A 22,597-nucleotide genomic window follows, 5' to 3' on the forward strand; every position below is an offset into this window, starting at 1 on the left:
TGGAGCCGCTAACGTGCAGGAACGAGCATGCGAGCGAATGTGCTGCCCTCGGTTCCGCCCTTCGGTTCCTCCGTTCGGTTCCTCCCTCGGTTTCCCCAGTCAGGAGCGCACTCCGTGACCTTCGTCGAAGCAGAGATCGCCAGTCAGCCCGCCTGCTGGCGCCGCGCCGCCGAGCTGGCGTCCACGCAGGCCAAGGCCCTCCCCACCCACGGCGAACGCATCGCCGTCGTGGGCTGCGGCACCTCCTACTACATGGCGCAGGCCTACGCCGCGCTGCGTGAGAGCAGCGGACTCGGCGAGACGGACGCCTTCGCCGCCTCCGAGTTCCCCTTCTCACGCCGCTACGACCGGGTCGTCGCCCTCACCCGTTCCGGCACCACCACCGAGGTGCTGAAACTGCTCGGCCGGCTGCACGGCACCACCCGTACCGTCGTCGTGACGGCCGTGCCCAGCGCCGAGGTGCGGGCGGTCTCCGACGACCTCGTCGAACTCGCCTTCGCGGACGAGGAGTCCGTGGTGCAGACGCGGTTCGCCACCACCGCGCTCACCCTCTTCCGCGCCCACCTGGGGCTGCACACCGACACCGTGGTGACCGATGCCGAAACGGCTCTCTCGGAGCCGCTGCCCGAGGGCCTGATCGAGGCCACCCAGCTCTCCTTCCTCGGCCGGGGCTGGACGGTGGGCCTCGCCAACGAGGCCGCGCTGAAGATGAAGGAAGCCTCGCTGGCCTGGACCGAGTCCTACCCGGCGATGGAGTACCGCCACGGTCCGATCAGCATCGCCACGGACACCACGGCGACCTGGATGTTCGGGCCCGCCCCCGCCGGTCTCGCCGAGCAACTGCGCGCCACCGGAGCCCGGTGGGTGGAGGGCGGCCTGGACCCGCTGGCCGACCTGATCCGCGTCCAGCGGCTCGCCGTCGCCCGCGCGACCACCTCCGGCCTCGACCCCGACCGGCCGCGCCATCTGACGCGCTCGGTGGTCCTCCGGGAAGGCGCGTAACCGGCGCCGGCCGCTCCGCCCCGGTCCGCCGCCGCTCCGGTCCGGCGCCCGGTCCGCCGCTCCTCCGCCTGGCGTGCCCACTGCTCTGCCTGGCGTGCCCGCTGCTGTGCCTGGCGTGCCCGTTGGGCCGGTGCGCCCGCCGCTCAGTCGTGCCCGCTGCTCCGATTTCCCTGCGGGCCCGCTGTCCTGTTCCTGCCGTACTCCTCGTTCGCCACCGTTCTGGAGACACGCACATGACCCTCGCAGCCACCGGCGACCTGGTCGCCGCCGCAGCCGCCGAGCACCGGGCCGTCGCGGCCTTCAACGTCATCACCCTGGAACATGCCGAGGCGATCGTCGAAGGCGCCGAGCGGGCGGGATCGCCGGTCATCCTCCAGATCAGCGAGAACGCGGTGAAGTTCCACCACGGCCGCCCGGTCCCGCTGGCCCGCGCCGCCGCGGAGGCGGCCCGGTCGGCCGGGGTGCCCGTGGCGCTCCACCTGGACCATGTGCACAGCGTCCCGCTGCTCCACCAGGCAGCCGAGTGCGGGTTCAGCTCGGTGATGTTCGACGCCTCCCGGCTGCCGTACGAGGAGAACGTGGCGGCCACCCGGGACGCCGTGCTCTGGGCCCACCGGCACGGGTTGTGGGCGGAGGCGGAGCTCGGTCAGGTGGGCGGCAAGAACGGCGAGGCGCCGCTCGACGCCCATGCCCCGGGAGCCCGGACGGACCCGGACGAGGCGCGCGCGTACGTGGCGGCCACCGGTGTCGACGCCCTCGCGGTGGCCGTCGGCAGCTCCCACGCCATGACCGTCCGTACGGCACGCCTTGACCACGGTCTGCTGGGGCGGCTGAGCGAGGCGCTGGACCTCCCGCTGGTGCTCCACGGCTCCTCGGGCGTACCCGACGCGGAGTTGCGGCGGGCCGTCACCGGCGGCATCTCGAAGATCAATATTGGTACGGCCCTGAACACCGCGATGACCGGCGCGGTGCGGGCCCACCTCGCCGACGACCCACGGGCGGTGGACCCGCGCGGCTACCTCGGTCTCGGACGTACGGCGATGAGCCGCACGGTCACCGCCTTCATCGGCGTCCTCGAAGGGGCCGTCGCCCCCGCCGTCCCGGGTGCGCCCGCTGTCCCGGGTGCGCCGGCCGCACCACCCGCCGCCCCCGTCGTCGCGCAGGCTCGGCCCCACTGACCGACCCGAGCGCGGGGGCACCTTGCGGTGGGATCGCCGTGCGCCGGGGCCACCGTGCGGTCGGGTCCCGGTGCGGTCGGGTCACCGCGCGGTGGTCAGCGCGTGCGGGTCATATCGCGTCCGGGCCGCGCTCGCCGGTACGGACGCGTACGACGGTCTCCACCGGGACGGCCCACACCTTGCCGTCGCCGACCCTGCCCGTCCGGGCCGCGCGGACGACGGCGTCGATGACCGCGTCCGCGTCGGCGTCCTCGACGAGGACCTCGATGCGGATCTTGGGCACCAGGTCCACGCGGTACTCGGCGCCCCGGTACACCTCGGTGTGGCCGCGCTGACGGCCGTACCCACTGGCCTCCGTGACGGTCAGGCCCTGCACGCCGTGCTCCTGGAGAACGGTCTTCACCTCGTCGAGGCGGTGCGGCTTCACGACCGCGGTGATGAGCTTCATGAGGGCGGAATCCTGTCCTTGGTGGGCGGGCTCGCGTGGGCGGCGGGCGCCTGGGCGACCTGCGCGTGGGCGCCGTGCTGGTGGCCGCCGTGCGGGTGGGTGCCCGGGACGTGCGCCTGCGGGGAGGCGAGGCCCTGGACGCCGTGATCGTAGGCGCTCTCCGCGTGCACCGTCCGGTCCAGGCCGGCGAGTTCGTCGTCGCTGGAGGCGCGCAGCCCCATCGACCGGTCGATCGCCTTGGCCATGCCGTACGTCATGAGGAAGGTGTACGCGGTCACGACCAGCACTGCCACCGCCTGCTTCAGGAGCAGGCCGAGCCCTCCGCCGCAGAGAAGTCCCTCCGCGCCGCCGGTCATCGAGGCCGTGGCGAACACCCCGATGAGGAGGGTGCCGACGATGCCCCCGACGAAGTGGACGCCCACCACGTCGAGCGAGTCGTCGAAGTCGAACCGGAACTTCCAGGCCACCGCGTACGAACAGACCACGCCCGCTGCCAGGCCGACCCCCGCACCGCCCAGCACCCCGACCGTGCCCGACGCGGGCGTGACCGCCACCAGCCCGGCGACCGCCCCCGACGCCGCGCCGAAGGTGGTCGGGTGACCGTCCCGCTTCTGCTCGACGAAGAGCCAGCCGAGCAGACCGGTCGACCCGGCGACCAGGGTGTTGAGGACCGCGGCCGCCGCCAGACCGTCCGCGTGCAGGGCCGAACCGCCGTTGAAGCCCAGCCAGCCGAACCAGAGGAGCCCGGCACCGAGGATCACCATCGGCAGGTTGTGCGGGCGCATGGCCTCCTTCTTGAAGCCGATGCGCGGCCCCAGCACCAGCGCGAGCGCCAGGCCCGAGGCCCCGCAGGCGATCTCCACCACGAGGCCCCCGGCGAAGTCCAGCGCGCCGAGTGTCCGCGTGATCCACCCGCCCGGGCCCCAGACCCAGTGCGCGACCGGAACGTATACGAGGAGGGCCCACACCGGTACGAACGCCACCCAGGCCGCGAACCGCATGCGGTCCGCGACCGCCCCGCTGATCAGCGACGCCGCGAGGATCGCGAAGGTCAGATGGAAGGTGGCGAACAGCAGCGTGGGGACACCCCCGGTCAGGGTGTCGGGGCCGATGTCCGCGAGACCCAGGTGGTCGAAGCCACCTATGAGCCCCGCGAAGGAGTCGTCGCCGAAGACGAGGGAGTAGCCGGCGACCAGCCAGACGACCGTGACCAGAGCGATCGCCACGAAGCTCATCATCAGCATGTTCAGGACGCTCTTGGCGCGGACCATGCCGCCGTAGAACAGGGCGAGCCCCGGAGTCATCAGCAGGACGAGTGCGGTGGCGGCGAGCAGCCAGGCGGTATCGCCCGTGTCGAGCCCTGCCGCGGCAAGGGGTGCGGGGGTCACCAGGGGGCCCTCCTCGGGGCGGCGTGGGGTTCCGGCGAAGGAGAGGGTCGCGGGCGCGCGTTACGTACGGAGTACGCGAGGGTTTCCGGCGCATTTCATTGCCCGAGGGTGACGTAAGGAACAACGCCCGGTGCGGGGCGCGGGGGCGGCAGGTGGCCGGTACGCAAGGTGGCGTGGCGGCTCAGTGGGTGGGCGACCGGGCGGATTTGGGCGCGTGCGCGCTCGTGCGGTGCGCGTCGGGGAGGTGGGCGTGGGTGCGGCGGTGACCCAGAAGTGGCGGCTGCTGGTGCCGTGGCCGGCGGAGAGGATCGAGTCGAAGGCTGTCATGCGTTCGACTATCCGCCGGACGCGGGCGATTGCCCTCAACCCGGGGGTTGAACTCGGGTGGATCTTGGGTGGAGTGGGGTGGAGACCTCCGGGGGAGTGGAGAGGGACCCGTGGGTGGAGTCGGCCGATGCTCCCGGCTCCACCCACGGCCCGCCGTCAGCGCAGTGACTTCAGCATCTCCGCGTCGAACGACGCGATGTCCTCGGTCCGCCCGACCAGCGTCTTCGCCGCCCACTCGGGGTCGGCGATCAGGGCACGGCCGACCGCGACCATGTCGAACTCGTCGCGCTCGATCCGGTCGAGCAGCTGCTCGATGCCGGTGACCGGAGAGCCCTTGCCCTGGAAGGCGTTGAAGAACTCCCCGTCCAGACCGACCGACCCGACGGTGATCGTCGGCAGCCCGCTGATCTTCTTCACCCAGCCGGCGAGGTTCAGGTCGGAGCCTTCGAACTCAGGCAGCCAGTAGCGGCGGGTGGACGCGTGGAAGACGTCCACACCGGCCTCGGCCAGCGGCGTGACCAGGGCGTCCAGCTCCTCGGGGGTCTCCGCGAGCTTCGCGTCGTACGCGTCCGACTTCCACTGGGACATGCGGAAGATGAGGGGGAAGGAGTCGGAGACGGCTGCCCGGCAGGCCGCCACGATCTCCGCGGCGAAGCGGGTGCGCGCGACGAGGTCGCCGCCGTAGGCGTCCGCACGACGGTTGCTGCCCGACCAGAGGAACTGGTCGATGAGGTAGCCGTGGGCGCCGTGCAGCTCGGCACCGTCGAAGCCCAGGCGCTCGGCCGCCGCGGCCGCGTCGGCGAAGGCCGCGATCACGTCGTCGAGGTCCTGCTGCGTCATGGCGCGCCCCTTGGGCTCGCCCGTGAGGTCGATGCCCGAGGGGCCGACCGGCTCCGCGTCGGTGAACGGCGGAGCGCCTTCGGTGCGGGTCACGCCCACGTGCCACAGCTGGGGAACGATCGCGCCGCCCTCGCGGTGCACGGCGTCGACGACACGGGCCCACCCGGCGAAGGCGTCCTCGCCGTGGAAGCGCGGCACCTGGTCGCTGGTCCCGGCGGAGGGATGATCGACGTAGGTGCCCTCGGTGATGATCAGCCCCACCCCGCCGGCGGCCCGGCGGGCGTAGTAGTCCGCGACGTCCTGGCCGGGGACACCGTCCGGGGAGAACGCGCGGGTCATGGGCGCCATGGCGATCCGGTTGCGCGAGGTCAGTCCGCGCACGGTGAACGGGCGCGAGAGGGCTTCCGCCGCGCGGTGGGTTCCGGGGAGGGCGTTCACATCGGTCACGTCGAGTCCTCTTCGTCGGGGGTGTCGGTCGTCGGGGGCCGGTACCCCCGTCGTCAACACCCGCCCACCGCTGACGCTTCCCGGCCCCTGCGCGGTGTGGCCGAGCTCTCTTCCCACGCACCGGCCCCGCCGCGACGGCAACGGCGGCCGTGCCCGTGACAACGCCCGGCAGCCCGCCCCCGCCGCTGCGACGCGGTGGGGGCGGGCTGCCGGAACAGGCCGGGTTACGGCGTGACCCGGTTGCCGCCGAAGGTCACCACGAGGCTGCCGTCCGAGGCGAAGGACCAGCCCAGGGCGCCGCTGTAGGCGGAGCACCGGGAGCCGTTCGTACCGGACCAGAACTGGTTCGAGCTGTCCGCGTCCCCGATGGTCTTGTCGTTCGATCCGTCGTCGCTGCGGCAGGAGGTGTTGCCGCGGAAGACCGAAGTGCCACCGTCGAAGCTGAAGTTGCGCTCGGCGTTGTCGATGCTGACGTTGTCCGTCAGGGCGATCGTGCCGAGGTTCCTGTTGTAGGTGAACCCGTGGTGGCCGTTGTCGTACGCGATGCTGCGCCGGACGACGTGATCCACGGGGATGTCGTCGCCGCCGAGCTTGTAGCCGTTCCGGTCGCCGTTCGAGTTCACGGTGCCGTCGCTGAGGGTGCCGTTGCCGTACGAGAGGGAGTCCTCGATGGTCACCGGGCCGATGGGGCCCGTGTCGGTCTTCGTGTAGAGGTCCCAGCCGTCGTCGATGTTGTTGTGGGACACGGCGTACCGGAAGACGTTCCCGGGGCCGACCGTCAGCTTCGCCGCGAAGCCGTCGGCGTCCTCCCCGTCCGAGTCGGCGTTGTCGTGCGACTCGGCGCTCAGGACCAGGTTGTCGGACGGCCACTCGTCCTCGGGGGTGTCGGACGCGATCCGGGAGAGCTGGAGCCCCGAGTCGCGGTTGAAGCGGGTCACGGTGTGCTCGATGACGTTGTGGCTGCCGCCGACGAAGATGCCGTTGTCACCGGCGTGTTCGACCGTGATGCCGTCGAGGTGCCAGTACGAGGCGTTCAGCGCGAGGCCCCGGTTGGTGGTGGCCTCGGTCTGCGCGGAGAAGTTCAGCACCGGGGACTCGCCCGGATAGGCGGCGAGCGTGGTGAGGGCGCTCGCCGTGCCGTCGTGGCCCTGCGGGACGGTGATCGTCTGCGCGGGCGTGTAGGTCCCGCCGCGCAGGTAGATGGTGCCGCCGGCCGTGACGCGGGAGATGGCCGAGGTCAGGGTCGTGGGGGCCGACTCCGTGCCCGCCGCACCGTCGGTGCCGCCCGGCGCCACGTACAGCGCGTCGGCGGCGAGGGCGGCGGTGGTGCTCGCTCGGGCGCTGAGAGGTAAGGCGGTGGGGAGGGCGGCGCCTTGTGCGGTGGGGCCGGACAGCGCGACCACCGTCCCGGCGAGCACGCCGACGCTTGCGATCAGGGGCCTGAATTGCATCGTTTCGTCTCCAGGTTGTCCGGTCCGCCGCGACGGGGGCGCGGCGGAGCCGTGGGGGGAGGAACGGGGATGAACCGGTGCCGCCGTGTGGCGACGGCACGGTTCGGGTACATGAACCGGGCGGGCGACCGGGTACCGGTCCAAGCGGAGCAATCGCCTCCATCGGACAGTAAGTGCGTGCCATGTACACGTCAATAGACGTGTACATGATTGCTGTCTATGAATGTGAACCTGGGTGTCGTTGCGGAGCCGCGTCGGCCAACCCCGGAACGGGCATGGGGGCGCAGGCCGCACGGATCACCGTGCGGCCTGCGCCCCCATGCCGGCCCTCAGGCGGCGACGCGCGCGACCCGCTCCGCCCGCTCGCTCTTCCAGAAGCCGGAGAAGGTGATCCGGTCCTTCGGCAGGCCCGCGCGGACGAGGTGGCGGCGCCCCTCGGTGGCGAGGGTGGACTCGCCGACGACGAAGGCGTACCCGGCCGCGTCCACGGTGGTGTGGCGGCGGAGCTCCTCCAGGGCGGCGGTGCCGGGCACTGCGGTCGCGTCGTCGCGGACGACCCAGGTCACCAGGACGCCGGGCGGCGCGTCGAGCGGGCGGCGGTCCTCGGCGAGCGGGATCTCCTGGATGACCCGTCCCACCGTGTCGCGCGGGAGGGAGCGGAGGATGCCTGCCGTCGACGGCAGGCCGCTCTCGTCCGCGACCACCAGTACCTCGGTGGCGTCGTCCGGGCGGTCGAAGATGCCTCCCTGGTCCAGCAGCGCGACCTGGTCGCCGCGCCGCCCTCGGGCTCGCCGCCGGGGCCGGAGTGCACCACGAAGTCGATGTCCATCTCGGCCGCCTCGGGGCGGAAGTCGGCCACGGTGTAGTTGGCGCAGTGCGGCCGCACGTCCTCGGGGAGGGCGTAGTACGGGTCCCACCAGCGCTGCGCACCGGCGAGCTCCGGCATGAGGAACTCTTCCTGGTGCGGTCGGCGCAGGAAGAGCCGGAACCAGTGGTCGTATCCCCGCCAGGGAAAGTCCCCGAGGTTGGCGCCGGTGATCGTCACCCGCTGCATCGACGGGGAGAAGCGCACGCTGCGGACCACTTCGCCGCGGAACAGAACGGGATGCTTCGGCATGAGCCTGAGGGTTTTCGCCACAAAGGAAGGTTAGCCTAAGTTAACTCGTCGTCAACAGGTGGGCAGTGCGTTTTCGGCGTCCGGTGGCGCCCCGGGCTCGCCCTCCGGCTCCTCTTCCCGCCCCAGCCACCTGCAATGAACCATCAAAGTGCTGCAAAAAAGCAATAGAGGCATGCCTGTTGGGCGAGAAGCAACAGGAAAACCTCACGCACGAGCCTTGTGGTGGCCCGTGCCGGGTCCCTACTGTCGCCTCACCTCACGACGCCCGATCCGCCTCGAACGTCCCGGGCGGTTCGCGCCCGACACGAGAATCGAGCTGGCGATGGCACGGATGGCACGGAGCAGCAGACGGAGGGCGGGACGGAGAACCGTGGCGGCCGTCGTCGCCGCCGCGGGGATCTGCCTCGGTCTCGGCGGCGGTACGGCCCAGGCCGACGCCGCCGGTACCCGTACCGGTACGGGCGCTTCCGGGGCGGCCGCCCCGGTGGTGACCCGCGCCGGACTGGACCCGGCGCTGGTGGCGGGGGCCGGCGCGGACCTGGGGACGGCCGAGCAGGAGGCGGAGAACGCCGTCACCGACGGCAAAGTCATCGGCCCCGACCGGCGCGCGTACACCCTCCCGGCGGAGGCGTCCGGGCGGCGGGCGGTGACCCTGGAGCCGGGCCAGTACGTCGAGTTCACGCTGCCGGACGCCGCCAACGCGATCACCGTGCGGTACAGCATCCCGGACGCGCCGAACGGCGGCGGCATCACCGCCCCGCTCGACGTGACCGCGACCGGGGCGGCCGGTCACGGGCGTACGCCCGTGACCAGGAAGACCCTCACACTGACGTCCCGGTACTCCTGGCTGTACAACCAGTATCCGTTCTCCAACGACCCCGACGCCGGTCTGCTGCACGACGATTGGTGGATCACGGAGTGCGGCTGCGTACCCGCCGCCACCAGTCCCGCCCCGGTGATCGACAAGCCGTTCCGGCCCAGCCACTTCTACGACGAACAGCGCCTGGCGCTGGGCCGTACCTACCGGGCGGGCGACACCGTCCGGCTGTCCGTGCCCGTACGTGCCGGGGCGGTGCCGACGACGGTCGACGTCCTCGACTCGCAGCTGGTGGCGCCGCCGCGCTTCCTCCCCCTCGCGGCGAACGTACTCGCCTTCGGCGCGGACCCGACCGGCCGGAGGGACTCGGCCGGCGCGATCGACCGCGCCATCGCCTTCGCCCGGCGCGCGCACCTCACCGTCTACATCCCGCCGGGTACGTACCAGGTCAACCGGCACATCGTCGTGGACGACATCACGATCGAGGGCGCCGGAAGCTGGTACACGATCATCAAGGGGAGCCAGGTCACGCTGGACACCCCGGCCGCCGACGGCTCCGTCCACACCGGGGTCGGGTTCTACGGCAAGGACGCGGCGTCCGGCGGCAGCCACCACGTACGCCTCTCGGGCTTCGCCATCGAGGGAGACGTACGCGAGCGCATCGACACCGACCAGGTCAACGGCGTCGGCGGGTCGCTCAGCGACTCCGTGATCGAGGGGCTCCACGTCCACCACACCAAGGTCGGCATGTGGTTCGACGGCCCGATGTCGAACCTGCGGATCACCGGGAACACCATCACCGACCAGATCGCCGACGGCCTCAACTTCCATACCGGCGTGACCGATTCGGTCGTGACGAACAACTTCGTGCGCAACTCCGGCGACGACGCCATCGCCCTCTGGTCGGAGAAGAGCGCCGACGCGCGCAACACCGTCGACCACAACACCGTGCAGTCCCCGGTCCTCGCCAACGGCATCGCGATCTACGGCGGTACGGACACCACCGTCTCCCACAACCTCGTCGCCGACCCGGTCCGCGAGGGCAGCGCCCTGCACGTCGGCTCCCGTTTCGGCGCCGAACCCTTCGCCGGATACCTCCACCTCACCGGCAACACCACCGTCCGCGCCGGTACGTACGAGCTGAACTGGAACATCGGGCTCGGCGCCCTCTGGTTCTACGCACTGGAGCGGAACATCGACGCCGACATCCGGGTCACCGGCGACAGCTACCTCGACTCCACCTACAACGCCCTCATGCTGGTCGCCGACTGGCCCGTGAAGGACACCTACCGGATCAGCAACGTGCACTTCAAGGACGTACGGGTGGACGGCACCGGCACCTCGGTGATCAGCGCCCGCGCCGCCGGGTCGGCATCCTTCGAGAACGTGGACGCCCGCAACGTCGGCGCGGTCGGCATCAACAACTGCGGATCGTTCAACTTTCCCTCCACCGGGTCGGAGTTCACCCTGACCGACCTCGGAGGCAACGACGGCGGCGGCACCACCGGCCCCTGGTTCGGCGCCTGGCAGCTGCCCAACACCCTCACCTGCGACGACCGCCCGCCCGTCGTCGCGCCCCCGGCACCGTCGGCGTGGTGACCCCCGCACGGTGATCCGAACGGTCCGGTCCGGCCTTCAACCCCCGTCATCCGTAGGGGAGTCGGCCGGGCCAGACGTGGGCCGGCTCCGCCGCGCGGATGGCATTTGCCCGGAGTTCACGCCTCCGCCGCCTCCCGATCGCCCGTAGCTGGGACCATCGCGGCCGTCTCAGTCGTGGATCGCCGCGCACGTCGCGCGCAACGGAGGACAGATGCCCCCGAAGAGAACGTACGCAGCACTTGGAGCCCTGGTCGTGGCCGGTGGCCTGCTGGCCGGTACCGGTGCGGCGAGCGCGCACCAGCAGGCGCGGGGGCCGGTCGCCTTCCAGCGCACCGCGACCTACCCGGTCTTCCAGAACCGGCCCGCCGGTGAGGACCCGGCCACGGCCACCGTGGCCGAGATCTCGGCGACCGGCGAGGACGGCCGGACCCTCGTTTACACCGACGCCCTGGCCCGCCGTATCGGCTTCCTCGACATCAGCGACCCCGGCAAGCCGCGCGGGCTCGGCACGCTGTCGCTGGCCGGGCTCGGCGACGCCGAGGACGAGCCGACCTCCGTGGCCGTGGTCGGCGACCACGTCCTCGTGGTGGTCAACACCAGCCCCGACTACGCCCACCCCTCCGGGCGCCTCGACGTCATCTCGCTGCGCGACCGCCGCCGGGTCGGCAGCTTCGACCTGGGCGGTCAGCCGGACTCCATCGCGATCACCAAGGACAAGCGGTACGCCGCCATCGCGATCGAGAACGAGCGCGACGAGGACGCGACCCCGGCCGGCGGCGGAAAGGGCGACCTGCCGCAGGCCCCGGCCGGCTTCGTGCAGATCGTCGATCTGAAGGGCGCCTCGCCGCAGCAGTGGCGTACCCGGCCGGTTCCGCTCACCCGCCCCGACGGCGGCGCGCTGCCCGTACTGGCGGCCGCCGGCCTCACCGAGCCCACCGACCCGGAGCCCGAGTACGTCTCCGTCAACAGCCGCGACCAGCTCGCCGTCACCCTCCAGGAGAACAACGGCGTCGCCCTGATCGACCTGCCGACCGGCCGGATCACCAAGGCGTTCAGCGCCGGTACGGACACGGTGCACGGCATCGACACGGTCAAGGACGGCGTGATCGACCAGACCGGCTCGATCACCGACGTGCCGCGCGAACCCGACGCGATCGGCTGGATCGACGACCGCTACCTCGCGACCGCCAACGAGGGCGACTGGAAGGGTGGCACCCGCGGCTGGTCCGTCTTCGACAGCCGTACCGGCAAGGTCGCCTGGGACGCGGGCAACAGCTTCGAGCGGCTCGCCGTCCGCTACGGCCTCCACGACGAGGACCGCTCGGCGAAGAAGGGCACCGAGCCCGAGGGCGTGGTGGTCGCCACCTTCCACGGGGTGCGGTACGCCTTCGTCGGCTCCGAGCGGAGCAACTACGTCGCCGTCTACGACCTGACCCGCCCGACCGCCCCCGTCTTCCGCCAGATCCTGCCCACCACCAACGGCCCCGAGGGGCTGCTGCCGATCCCGTCGCGGGACCTGCTCGTGGTCTCCAGCGAGGAGGACGACGCCTCGGTCAACGTACGGGCTTCCGTCAGCCTCTTCCGGCTGGGCAACGGCACCCCCGCGTTCCCGGGCATCCTCTCCGCCTCGGACTCCACCGGCGCCCCGATCGGCTGGGGCGCGCTCGGTGCCCTCTCCGCCGCACCCGGCAGGCCGCACGAGCTGTACACCGTCACCGACGCGGCGTACTCCCTCACCCGGATCATGACCATCGACACGGCCCGCCGCCCCGCGGTCATCACCCGCGCCCTCCCGGTCAAGGACGCGGCGGGCAACCCGGTCGGCTACGACGCCGAGGGCCTCTACGCCCGCCCGCAGGGCGGATTCTGGCTCGCGGTGGAGGGCGCGACGGGCGCCGGCAACCAACTGGTCCGCCTCGACCGCGACGGCACCACCCGCCAGGTCGTCCCACTCCCCGCCGACATCGCCGCGGGGCTGACGAAACAGGGCTTCGAAGGCGTCACCGCCACCACCGACCGCCAGGGCCACGAGATCGTCTGGGCCACCCTGCAGCGCGAGGTCAAGGGCGACCCCACCGGCGTCGTCCGCCTCGGCCGGTACGACGTCCAGGCCGGCACCTGGAGTTGGTACGGCTACCAGCTCGGCACCACGACCACGCCGGGCGACTGGATCGGACTCTCCGAGATCACGGTGGTCGGAGACGAGTTGGCCCTCATCGAGCGCGACAAGCTGAACGGCCCCGCCGCCACGATCAAGCGGATCTACACGGTGGACCTGCCGAAGTCAGCAGCCGCAGCAGGTGCGTTGCAGGTGCTCCCGAAGACTCTGGCACAGGACGTACTGCCCGAACTCCGGGCCACCAACGGCTGGACCCAGGAGAAGCTCGAAGGGCTCACCGTGGGCGCCGACGGCCAGGTCTACGCCGTCACCGACAACGACGGCCTCGCCGACGCCACGGGCGAGACGGTGTTCCTGCGGCTGGGCTCGCGGGGGGCGGTGTTCGGGCGGGGGTGAGGGCCTGAGGGAGCGGGGGGTGAGGCCCCGGGGGGTGAGGCGTGCCTCCAGGGGGGCCTACCTCTGGCGTCGAGCCTCCCGGAGCTGAATCCGCAACCTGTCGAACGGTCGCCGGCTATCGGCCGACGGCCGTTCCCGCGTTGCCCGGGCGTCGAACGGGCGTCGGGCCCGGGCAGCTCCCGCGTGGTCGGTGCGATCGACGCATTCGCGAACCGAATGGTTCAGGACGGCTCAATTCTTCCCTTCAGTGCAGGCCAACACGGCGCTGGTAGGCCGGAAACCTTCTTGTCGACTGCGAATCACCTTTCTAATTTGGGTGGTCAGCAGGGAACGAAAGTTCAACGGGGGAAGGTCCGAGCGTGGCCTGGAACGAGTGGGAACAGATCAAGTCACACGTCGGCGAGCAGCGTTCGGCGTCCATGCGGCTCAACCAGTTGCCGGCGGACCAAGGCACCGGTGGCAAGGGGAGCGGCGACTTCGTGGCCCATCAGGACGACCTCGGTGCCGTCGGTCACGAGGCGTTCGTGCTGCACAGCCGGCTCGGAAAGCAGGCGGACATAGCCGGCGCGGGGATGGACAAGACGGGCGCCGGGTCCACCATGCAGGCCGCGGCGACGCTCAAGAGCCACCACTTCACCCTGGGCGCCACCCTGGAAACCACCGTGTCGGTGTGGGACGGACAGATGAAGGCTCTGCTCCAGGCCTGCGCGCACATATCGAACCACCTGGACTACTCGAAGGCGCTGCACGCCCACGACGACGCCCTGATCGGGGCATCCCTGCGGCAGCGCAACGGCGAGGAGATACCCGTCTCCCGGCTCAACGAGTACTTCAAGTAGGGGCGCGTACATGACCGGTCTGGGTCTCAGGGACGTCGCCGACGTGGATCTCGGCAGGCTCGGTACCTCCGTCGCGGACTGGAAACGGACCGTCGACCACCTCAGGATTCTGGCGGAGAGCGCCGAGAAGGGGCTGCTGGCGAAGTCCGACTCCGCCCGCTGGGAGGGCGTGAACGCCGGGGTGACCCGTGACTTCATCAGGAAGACCTCGAAGGAGTTCGCCGACGCCCACGCGGAGGCAGCCACCATCTGGGCGCTCCTCAACGACGCGCACCAGGAGCTCGTGGGGATTCAGAAGAGCGTACGGACCGCCGTCGAGACGGATGCCCCCGCGATCGGCGCGGCTCTGGAGGACACCGGGAACGGCGGCGTGCGCTGGTTCTTCCCGCACCGCCGGGGCGACACCGACGAGCACGCGCAGGCGGACATCGACGCGGCGCAGGCACTCGCGAACCGGGTGGCCGGAATGGTCGCCCACGCGGCGGAGATCGATGCGTCGGTGACCAGGGCCCTGGCGAAGGCGCATGGATCGGACCCGTACGACTTCGGCCACAAGACGTACGAGTCGCTCGACGACGCCCAGGCGCAGCGCGCGCTGGAACTGGCCAAGGCCGGGGCGAAAATCAGCGACAAGGACTTCACCGAACTCAACAGCATCATGAGGTACAACCGCTCGGACCCCGAGTTCACCACGGAGTTCTTCAAGGGGCTCGGCGAACCCGAGGACGTCCTCGAGTTCTACGGAAGCATGTCGCTCGACGGCACCGAGGGGAACAACAAGACGCGCCTCGCGCTGGCCAAGGAGTTCCAGCGGAACATGGGGGTTTCGCTGGCGACGGCGACCGACCCGGACAACGCAACGCATGTGCCCGCCAGTTGGGGCGCGGAGTTCCGCAAGCTGGGCACGCAGCGGATCACCGTGGACAAGTTCGGGGTGGGTGGGCCGTACGGCTATCAGGTTCTCGGAGGCATGCTGCGGTACGGGCACTACGATCCGAGCTTCATCAACCCGATCGCGGAGCACATCACCCAGCTGCACCACGACAACCCGGACTTCTTCATGCGGGACAGGCCCTCCGGGCTGGGCGACCGCGACTACGGGTTCAACCCGTCGGGTGCGGTCGGCGCCGGATACGACCCACTGGGCAGCGTCCTCGAAGGCCTCGGCCACAGTCCCGAGGCGGCGCTGCAGTTCTTCGACGACGAGCACACGCCGACGGTCTACGCGGAGGACGGCAGCGTCAAGAAGGGCGAGACGCTGGGCTACGACTACCTCAGTGAGTTCCTGAGAAAGGACTTCGCCTGGCCCAGCGACACGCTCATGGTGCCCGTCGGGGGCGATGCGGAGGACGCCTTCGACCATGGACCCGACGCGCTGGGCCACGCCTTGGAGGCGGCGACAACGGGCCGCGCGTACGACGACGACGGAGGTGACGCGGTGAAGCACACCGCCGAAATGGGGCGGTTGACGGAGCGCGTGGTGGCGCACTTCGGAGAGAATCCCCAGCTTCTGGCTCACAACGAGAGCGGCGACACGGACAAGATCAAGACTGGTCCGCTCCACGCGATGCGCGACAGCATGGGCGACATCGCCGCGGAGTACATGGGAGATTTCCAGCGCACCATGTACAGGGAGTCGGCCGATACCTTCCCGTCGTTCGGTGAGCCTGCTTCGTTCGACACGGACAAGGCGATGAACTTCCTCGCGGTCGTGGGCCAGGATCCGGACGCGTACGGCTCGATCACCAGCGCGCAGCAGGCATACACCTCGGATCTCGTGGACAAGGCGATCAACGGCGTCACCACGTCGGTGGGTTCGGTCGACGGCCGTGTGAGCGCCGCCGTGGCGCCCGGCGCCGCCATCGCGGGCATCATGAGCGGGGCCCGCTCCGACGCGGTCATCGACTACCACACCGCGCAGGACGCGGAGTTCAACGAGGCGGCGGAAGGAAAGGCGAAGTGGGTGAACCGGATCGTCAGTATGGGCATGGGCATGGGCCTGGGCGGGGTCGGTGAGCGTGTGCCCGTGGCCGGGGAGGTGCTGGGCTGGGCGCAGGAGGACATCACCAGCAGCATTCTCGAATCGGTGGCCAAGGATTCCGCCGAGGATGCGTCGAAGGAGGCAGGCGAGAAGTACGCCGCAGGCCGGGACGCGATTCTGGATTCCAGCGCGGCGGCTGTGAACAGGGCGATTCTCAGCAACCAGGGCGGTGCGTTCACGGACCCGGACACCGTCGCCCAATTGCAGAACGCGGCACGGACTCAGGCCGGCAACAGTCATGGTGAGGGAACTGCGTGGTACCAGGCGAGCGATGCGACATGATGCGCCGACGGGTTGTGCGTGCGCTTGCCCTGGTCGGCCTGGTACCGCTGGTGGCCGTCCTCGGTGGATGCGGTGAGGAGCGCGAATACGCGGTGCCTTCGTCGCTGTGCGGGACTCCCGTCGACAGCGATCTGTTGGAACCCCTTCTGCCGCCGGGCAAGGAGATCGAGCAGCGGAAGAGTGACGCCGGGCAGGGGCTGAGGGTGACCTGCTCGGTACGCATCGACGGGAGGATCATGTTCGAGACGGAAGGCGAGTGGCGAGAAGGCAACTTCACCGCCCTGAAGGCTGGGGCGTACCACCGTGGTCGCGGTGGCTTGTACGAAGCTGAGGGCGGAAAGATCGCATACTGGGATCTGGGTGCCGTGGTGGTCGTTCCCTGCCGGAACGCGCAGTGGAAGGCCGGAAGTTACTCGGTGCTGGCGAACAACGTGTATCGCCCCGGCCACAAGGCAGACGTCGACGGGCTGCGGGCTTTCGTGAAGTCGTACGCGAAGGCGGTGGCTCCCCGGCTGCCGTGTGCGTAGCCGTGCGGGCGACCGTACCGACCCCGGGACCGCCCCGGCCCCCGCAGGTTGCGGGGATCGATGCGCTCTACACCTGTCGCGGAATCCCTTCGTATGTCGCCGCCCCCCTGCAGCTTTGTCCGTGATCGGTAACCGAGCTTCCTCGTGCTGCTGTTCGCATGACTAGATGGGTGCACGGCATCGGACATTGGCACCGGCGGGCGCGGCACGGCACCGACGGACACGGCAAAAGGGGCGGGCGGACATGGCGAGGCACAAGGGAAAGGGATGGCACGGCAAGGTCTTCGCGGCGGCGCTGGGAGTGACGGGGGCGGCCGCCGTCGCCTCCATGTGGACGGCACAGGCCGACACCTCCGTCCAGCGTCAGCCGCAGGCCCACGCCTCGGCACCCGCCGTCCGCCCCGTGGCGGTGGGCATCGTGCACGCCTCCGACCAGGGCCCCAAGGGCGTCAACATCACCATCGACGACGGGCCGGACCCGACCTGGACGCCGAAGGTGCTGGAACTGCTCAAGGAGAACGGCGTGAAGGCGACGTTCTGCATGGTGGGCACGCAGGCCAAGGCGTACCCGGACCTGGTCAAGGCGGTCGTGGCGGACGGGCACCGGCTCTGCGACCACACGATCTCGCACGACACCGCCATGGACAAGAAGTCCGAGGCCTACCAGTCCAAGGAGATCCTGGACGCCGAGCGCATGATCACCGAGGCGTCCGGGGGCGTCCGGCCGATGTACTACCGGGCTCCCGGCGGCGCCTTCACCCCCTACAGCCGGCAGCTGGCCGCTTCCCGGGGGATGCGCCCGCTGGGCTGGAACGTCGACACCAAGGACTTCGAGCACCCCGGGGTGGAGACGATCGTCGCGACCGTCAAGAGCGAGATAGCCGACGGCCCGACCGTCCTCTTCCACGACGCGGGCGGTGACCGCGCCGAGACCGTGGACGCCCTGCGCGAGGTGCTGCCCTGGCTCAAGGAGCAGGGGTACTCCTTCGGCTTCCCCGTGCGGTGAGCCGGAGGTGCCCTGCCGGGGCAGCCGGGCCCAGCCGTCCGTCGTGAGTGGAGCGGTCGGAGAAAAGGGGCCTGACAGAACTCCACCGCGGTGCCTAAGATGCCGACGATGACTGACAACTCCTCGTACGGATCGGGGGAATCGTCCGCGCAAGGTGAGTGCTGATGGCACTTCGTCCTGCGAACACGATTCCGTCCCACCTGCTGATGTGGCAACGCGTGCGTGAGTACGCCGTGCCACCGTCCATGATCGAGACCGCGGCCGCTCGGCGTGCCGCAGGAGACTGGGCCGGGGCCTGCGCCGCCGCCCGGGTCGACGTCGACCTCGATCTGCGCGCCGTGCGCCACCGCCACGGCACCTTTCTCGCCCGCCGGATCCGGGCGGACCTGCGCCGGCTGGCGCCGGACCTGCTCCGCTGGCACATGCCCCGTAAGGCCCCCGACGGACGACTCCGCGACGGCCTGACCCTCTCCCTCGCCCAGTACCGGCGCGAGGGCTCCCCGCCGCTCCACCTGGTGGTGCGGACACCCCCGGCTCAGGCGGATTTCGGGCAACGGATGTCCCTGGCGCTGTGGGAGGGGACGGAACATGCCCTCCGGGAGGGGACGGGGAACGACGCTCCCACGCACCATCCGCACCCGCGCCCCGACCGGCGCTTCCGGCTCGACCTCCACCGGCATCTCTGGGACCACGAGCAGAGCGGCGAGCTGGCCCGGCGGTGCGGCGCGGGCTGGGCACCGTCCCCGGCGCGGCCCAGCCCGTCCCACGTACTCGCCCGGCCTGCCGTGCCGGAGCTCCCCGACACCCGCGACGGTTCGTGGGCGGTGGCGGACTGGGCAGCCGAGGCGGAGCTGCTGCTGCGGGCCGAGGGGCTCCCTCGCGGCGCCTTCACCGTGCGGCTCGGCACGCGGAGCCGCGCCGTACTCGAACTCGTCGCCCCCGACGACAGCCATGCCCCGACGTTCCGGCAGCTGCGCGAGCCGCTGCCTCCGCAGGAGGTCGCGGCGCTCCCGATGCTGCCGGAGGCGGCTGCCCGGGTCCTGCCGGATCTGGAGCTGCTCCGAGCGGGGCTGATCGCCGCAGACCGGCTGCATCCCCTCGTCGCCGCGGCGCTAGACCGTGCGTCGGGCCCACCGGCGTCGCCCGGTACGGGACCCGGCGCCGTCCCCATGTCCCCCGCCGGTGATCCGCACCGGGTCGCGTGCCGGGGCGAGGTCCACCGGATCGCGCTGCGGGACGGGGTGCTGACGGCCGTCGATCACGGTGCGGCGCAACTGCGCCGCGAGGCTCTGCTGGTCGCGCTCGGCGGACCTCCACTGCCCTGCCTGCGCGCCATCGACGAGGCGCACCGCGACCCGGAGACGCTGCCCGCGGTCCGGGAGCGGCTGGGCCACGGAGACGTCGCCGGCGCTCTGGCCGTGGTCGAGGGGCTGCTCGGGCCCGGTGCGGTCCTGCGTGAAGGGCCGCTGCGGGACGAATTGGAGTCGGCCGCGGCCCGCCGTATCGATCACGGACTCTTCCGCTCGGGCCTGGTCACCGTGCACCCCGCGGCCGGCACGGCGGCGGGCGGTAGGGCTGCGGACCCGAGGTACCCGGAGACGGGCCACCGCCCTCGCCCCGACCGCCGTACACCCCACGCGGTGCGCTCCAAGCTGAGCCGCCGGGCCCGGCCCCGTACCGGCATGGCCTGATCACCTCGCCAGACCCGGGTGCCGGCACCGCGCATCCAGTCCCGTACGTCCTGTCGTCCTCTTCCACCCAAGGTGATGCCCATGACCCCCAGCACCCTTCTGCCCACCCATGCCACCGCCCCCGGCCTGTCCGGGTCCGCCACCGCTCCGACCGGCACCCGCCTCGCCGTGGCCGGCGACCTCCTGAACCTCCTGCGCGCGACCACCACCGAGTCCCGCCCGGACGAACAACTCGAAGCCCTCACCCTGGCCGTCTCCGCGGACCTGCCCGTGCTGCTCTGGGGCGAGCCGGGCATCGGCAAGACCGCGGCCCTGACCCAGCTCGCCGGCTCCCTCGACCTGCCGCTGACGACCGTGATCGCCAGCGTCCACGAGCCGACCGACTTCTCCGGCCTGCCCATCGTCGGCGACGACCCGGAAGTACGGGGCGTGCCGATGGCGCCGCCGCAGTGGGCGGTGGAGCTCGTCAGGGCCGGACGCGGGCTGCTCTTCCTGGACGAGTTGTCCACCGCGACACCGGCCGTCCAGGCCGCGCTGCTCCGGGTCGTCTTGGAGCGGAGGGTCGGCGCGCTGCAACTGCCGTCCGGGGTACGCATCGTGGCCGCGGCCAACCCCAGCGCCTCGGCGGCGGACGGATGGGAGCTGAGCCCGCCGCTGGCCAACCGGTTCGTGCACCTGTACTGGACGCACGACCGGGAGGTGGTGGTGCGCGGGCTGGGCGGCGTCTGGCCCCGGGCGGAGCTGCCCAGCCTGGCGCCGGAACGGCTGCCGGAAGCGGTGGCCTTCGCCCGGCGCGCGGTCTGCGGATTCCTGGAAGCCCGTCCGACGCTGATCCACCGGTTGCCCAGTACGGAGACCCGGCGCGGCGGTGCCTGGCCCTCGCCCCGGAGCTGGGAAGCCGCGCTCACCCTGCTGGCCTTCGGTACGGCGGCCTCAGCCTCCCGCGAGGTGCTGGCACTGCTGGTGCGGGGCACGGTCGGAGACGGGCCGGGGCTCGAACTCCTCGCCCATCTGGACCGGATGGATCTGCCGGACCCGGAAACGCTGCTCGCCGATCCACCCTCCGCCGAACTGCCGGCACGGGGCGATCTGCGGCAGGCGGCCCTGGAAGCGGTGGTCGCCGCCGTCGGAGCGCGGCCCGAGCGGCCGCGGTGGGAGGCGGGCTGGGCGGTGCTGGTCAGGGCCCTGGAGACCGGGGCTCCGGACCTCCTGGTCGCCCCGGCGACGGCGTTGGCCTCGCTGCGGCGCGACGACTGGGAGGTGCCGGAGGCGGTGGAGCGGCTGGTGGCGGTGATCGGCCTCGCCCGGCGGGCGGACCAGTCGGTGCACCGGGTCGCGGTCGCGGACGGCACCGTGCGCACCACGCCGGCACGCCGATGAGCGGGGGTACGGAGCGCCCGCTGCCGCGCCCGATGGCCCGTCCCGCCCCGCCCCGCCCGGTGGCGGACACCGCACCCGGGCCCGCGGGTGGATCCGGCACGGTACACGGCGGCCCGGGGCTCCCGCTGGACAGGGAGAAGCTGCTCGCCGGCCGTCTGCACGCGGTGAAGGTCCGCCCGTACCTGGCCGGCGCCCTCTTCGCGCTGCACGTGGTGGAGGACCGGTCGGTGCCGACCATGGCGGTGGACGCGCACTGGCGCGTCTACGTCTCTCCGGGCTTCGTGGCGCGCACCCCGGTGGAGGAACTGGCGGGCGTCTGGGTGCACGAGGTCTCCCATCTGCTCAGGGACCATCACGAACGGGGCGAACGCTACGGGCGGGAGCACGAGGAGTACGGGCCGCGCGAGCGGCTGCGGCGCAACATCGCCGCCGACTTCGAGATCAACGACGACATCTACGGCGACGGCCTGCCGATGCCCACGGGAGTGGTGCTGCCGTCGCTGCTGAAACTGCCCGACGGGCTGTTGATGGAGGAGTACCTCCGGACGGCGTCGATGTCGGGGCTCACCGGGAACCTGACCTGGCTGGACTGCGGCAGCGGCGCCGACGGCCAGGTGCGTCGGTGGGACCGGGGGGCCGGCGGCGCGCACGGTCTGAGCAGGCAGCAGCGGGACGCCGTCCGTTTCCGGGTCGCCGAGGGAATCAGGGGCCGGCCGGGCAACGCCCCGGAGGGATGGCGCCGGTGGGCCGACGAGGTGTTCCATCCCCCGCAGCCCTGGCGGCGGTTGCTCGGGGCGGCGATCCACTCCGCGGCAAGTGCACCGGGGGTGGGGGAGAACCACAGCTACCGGCGCCCGTCCCGGCGCTCGGCCGGCCTCCGCGGAGTGCTCCTGCCGAGTCTGCGCCGGATGCCGCCCCGGGTCTGCGTCGTGATCGACACCTCGGGGTCGGTGAGCGACGCCGAGCTGGGCAGCGCGTTGCTGGAGGTGGCGGCGATCTCCCGTGCGGTGGGCGGGCGGCGGGACCTCGTCTCGGTGATCTCCTGCGACGCGGCGGCCGGGATCGCCGTGCCGCTCTGCCGCGCCGAGGGCATCGAGCTGTTGGGCGGCGGTGGGACGGATCTCCGCTCCGGCTTCGCCCGGGCGCTCCGCTCCCGGCCCCGACCGGACGTGGTCGTCGCCCTGACGGACGGCCAGACGCCCTGGCCCGCCGTGGCGCCGCCCTGCCGCACCGTGGTCGGCCTCTTCCCCCGTCCCGCCCGCGAGGCGGAGGGCGACCCCGACTACGTACCGGACACCCCGCCGCCCTGGGCACGTACCGTCACCATCGGCTGAGCCGGTGTCCTCGCGCGCCGGGCGACCGGGCCGGCCGCCCGGCCGGGAAACGAGCTGCCGGGCCGCGAACCGGTCGCCCCGCTGCGAAAGAGCCCCAGGAACTTCCGCGACGGGTGGGATCCGCTGTGCTCACATTCGCATGTGGTCGGGAATGTGAAATTCTCCTCGACGTTTCGGTGGAGGCGGATCGTACCCTTCGGTGAAATGGAACACGGGCAAATGCTGTGGACTTCAGAAAGGCGCCCGGCGTCCGGTCGAAGGCTGTCCGTAATCATCCCTGGCCGCGTGGAATGTGCCGGACGTGTGCCTCTTCGTGTTGCTGGGAACGTCTGCGGACCTGCCGTGCAGCTGTCGTTGCCCGCCTTGCG

15 protein-coding genes and 1 pseudogene are annotated in these 22,597 nt (G+C 71.5%); 11 read left to right on the plus strand and 5 right to left on the minus strand.

From position 1 onward, the window contains the following. Window positions 1-114: 114 nt before the first annotated feature. Both OG599_RS17810 and OG599_RS17815 read left to right on the plus strand, forming a co-directional pair. Entirely contained in the window at window positions 115-1,002 is an 888-nt protein-coding gene (locus tag OG599_RS17810) for an SIS domain-containing protein (RefSeq protein WP_327176960.1), read from the plus strand. Between the two features lie 233 nt (window positions 1,003-1,235). Further along, the gene (locus OG599_RS17815) at window positions 1,236-2,180 is read left to right on the plus strand and encodes a class II fructose-bisphosphate aldolase (RefSeq protein ID WP_327176961.1); all 945 of its coding nucleotides are present in this window, start codon (window positions 1,236-1,238) and stop codon (window positions 2,178-2,180) included. Window positions 2,181-2,289: 109 nt separating this feature from the next. On the opposite strand, the gene OG599_RS17820 is transcribed toward OG599_RS17815, so the two are convergent. The 5 genes and pseudogenes from OG599_RS17820 to OG599_RS17840 form a co-directional block, all read right to left on the minus strand. Beyond that, complete coding sequence (locus tag OG599_RS17820) at window positions 2,290-2,628, minus strand: P-II family nitrogen regulator (RefSeq protein ID WP_327176962.1); 339 nt, start codon at window positions 2,626-2,628, stop codon at window positions 2,290-2,292. Further along, window positions 2,625-4,016 (minus strand): ammonium transporter, encoded by a 1,392-nt coding sequence (locus OG599_RS17825; RefSeq protein ID WP_327176963.1) that lies wholly within the window; start codon window positions 4,014-4,016, stop codon window positions 2,625-2,627. The genes OG599_RS17820 and OG599_RS17825 overlap by 4 nt, the downstream gene beginning before the upstream one ends. Before the next feature lie 483 nt (window positions 4,017-4,499). Continuing rightward, window positions 4,500-5,630, minus strand: coding sequence for an NADH:flavin oxidoreductase (locus OG599_RS17830; protein WP_327176964.1), 1,131 nt, complete (start codon window positions 5,628-5,630; stop codon window positions 4,500-4,502). Between the two features lie 224 nt (window positions 5,631-5,854). Next, window positions 5,855-7,081: a right-handed parallel beta-helix repeat-containing protein gene (locus tag OG599_RS17835; protein ID WP_327176965.1), complete on the minus strand. Its 1,227-nt coding sequence runs from the start codon at window positions 7,079-7,081 to the stop codon at window positions 5,855-5,857. A 329-nt stretch (window positions 7,082-7,410) separates the two neighbouring features. After that, window positions 7,411-8,219, minus strand: a pseudogene (locus OG599_RS17840) (siderophore-interacting protein). 310 nt (window positions 8,220-8,529) lie between these two features. On the opposite strand from OG599_RS17840, the gene OG599_RS17845 reads away from it, so the two are divergent. The 9 genes from OG599_RS17845 (at window position 8,530) to OG599_RS17885 (ending at window position 22,229) form a co-directional block, all read left to right on the plus strand. Further along, complete coding sequence (locus OG599_RS17845) at window positions 8,530-10,614, plus strand: glycosyl hydrolase family 28-related protein (RefSeq protein ID WP_327180078.1); 2,085 nt, start codon at window positions 8,530-8,532, stop codon at window positions 10,612-10,614. Between the two features lie 211 nt (window positions 10,615-10,825). Then, window positions 10,826-13,129: an esterase-like activity of phytase family protein gene (locus tag OG599_RS17850; RefSeq protein WP_327176966.1), complete on the plus strand. Its 2,304-nt coding sequence runs from the start codon at window positions 10,826-10,828 to the stop codon at window positions 13,127-13,129. A 359-nt stretch (window positions 13,130-13,488) separates the two neighbouring features. Continuing rightward, on the plus strand, window positions 13,489-13,968 hold the full coding sequence (locus OG599_RS17855; RefSeq protein WP_327176967.1) for a hypothetical protein: 480 nt from the start codon (window positions 13,489-13,491) through the stop codon (window positions 13,966-13,968). A gap of 10 nt (window positions 13,969-13,978) precedes the next feature. Then, the gene (locus tag OG599_RS17860) at window positions 13,979-16,291 is read left to right on the plus strand and encodes a hypothetical protein (RefSeq protein WP_327176968.1); all 2,313 of its coding nucleotides are present in this window, start codon (window positions 13,979-13,981) and stop codon (window positions 16,289-16,291) included. Between the two features lie 14 nt (window positions 16,292-16,305). Further along, window positions 16,306-16,818: a hypothetical protein gene (locus tag OG599_RS17865; protein ID WP_327176969.1), complete on the plus strand. Its 513-nt coding sequence runs from the start codon at window positions 16,306-16,308 to the stop codon at window positions 16,816-16,818. 244 nt (window positions 16,819-17,062) lie between these two features. Continuing rightward, window positions 17,063-17,824 carry a polysaccharide deacetylase family protein gene (locus tag OG599_RS17870; protein WP_327176970.1) on the plus strand — a complete coding sequence of 254 codons (762 nt, stop codon included), beginning with the start codon at window positions 17,063-17,065 and terminating at the stop codon, window positions 17,822-17,824. Between the two features lie 164 nt (window positions 17,825-17,988). Next, window positions 17,989-19,515 (plus strand): hypothetical protein, encoded by a 1,527-nt coding sequence (locus OG599_RS17875; protein WP_327176971.1) that lies wholly within the window; start codon window positions 17,989-17,991, stop codon window positions 19,513-19,515. Window positions 19,516-19,596: 81 nt separating this feature from the next. After that, window positions 19,597-20,895, plus strand: a complete 1,299-nt coding sequence (locus tag OG599_RS17880) for a sigma 54-interacting transcriptional regulator (protein ID WP_327176972.1) — start codon at window positions 19,597-19,599, stop codon at window positions 20,893-20,895. Continuing rightward, window positions 20,892-22,229, plus strand: a complete 1,338-nt coding sequence (locus OG599_RS17885) for a vWA domain-containing protein (RefSeq protein ID WP_327176973.1) — start codon at window positions 20,892-20,894, stop codon at window positions 22,227-22,229. The genes OG599_RS17880 and OG599_RS17885 overlap by 4 nt, the downstream gene beginning before the upstream one ends. Window positions 22,230-22,597 lie beyond the last annotated feature (368 nt).

The organism is Streptomyces sp. NBC_01335 (assembly GCF_035953295.1).
Taxonomy (GTDB): Bacteria; Actinomycetota; Actinomycetes; order Streptomycetales; family Streptomycetaceae; genus Streptomyces.

Excerpts from the sequence above, each read along its gene's own strand:
- OG599_RS17820 (WP_327176962.1), bottom strand. The coding sequence starts at position 2,628 with ATGAAGCTCATCACCGCGGTCGTGAAGCCGCACCGCCTCGACGAGGTG.
- OG599_RS17860 (WP_327176968.1), top strand. The coding sequence starts at position 13,979 with ATGACCGGTCTGGGTCTCAGGGACGTCGCCGACGTGGATCTCGGCAGG.
- OG599_RS17880 (WP_327176972.1), top strand. The coding sequence starts at position 19,597 with ATGACCCCCAGCACCCTTCTGCCCACCCATGCCACCGCCCCCGGCCTG.
- OG599_RS17885 (WP_327176973.1), top strand. The coding sequence starts at position 20,892 with ATGAGCGGGGGTACGGAGCGCCCGCTGCCGCGCCCGATGGCCCGTCCC.
- OG599_RS17870 (WP_327176970.1), top strand. The coding sequence starts at position 17,063 with ATGGCGAGGCACAAGGGAAAGGGATGGCACGGCAAGGTCTTCGCGGCG.
- OG599_RS17815 (WP_327176961.1), top strand. The coding sequence starts at position 1,236 with ATGACCCTCGCAGCCACCGGCGACCTGGTCGCCGCCGCAGCCGCCGAG.
- OG599_RS17845 (WP_327180078.1), top strand. The coding sequence starts at position 8,530 with ATGGCACGGAGCAGCAGACGGAGGGCGGGACGGAGAACCGTGGCGGCC.
- OG599_RS17835 (WP_327176965.1), bottom strand. The coding sequence starts at position 7,081 with ATGCAATTCAGGCCCCTGATCGCAAGCGTCGGCGTGCTCGCCGGGACG.
- OG599_RS17875 (WP_327176971.1), top strand. The coding sequence starts at position 17,989 with ATGGCACTTCGTCCTGCGAACACGATTCCGTCCCACCTGCTGATGTGG.
- OG599_RS17850 (WP_327176966.1), top strand. The coding sequence starts at position 10,826 with ATGCCCCCGAAGAGAACGTACGCAGCACTTGGAGCCCTGGTCGTGGCC.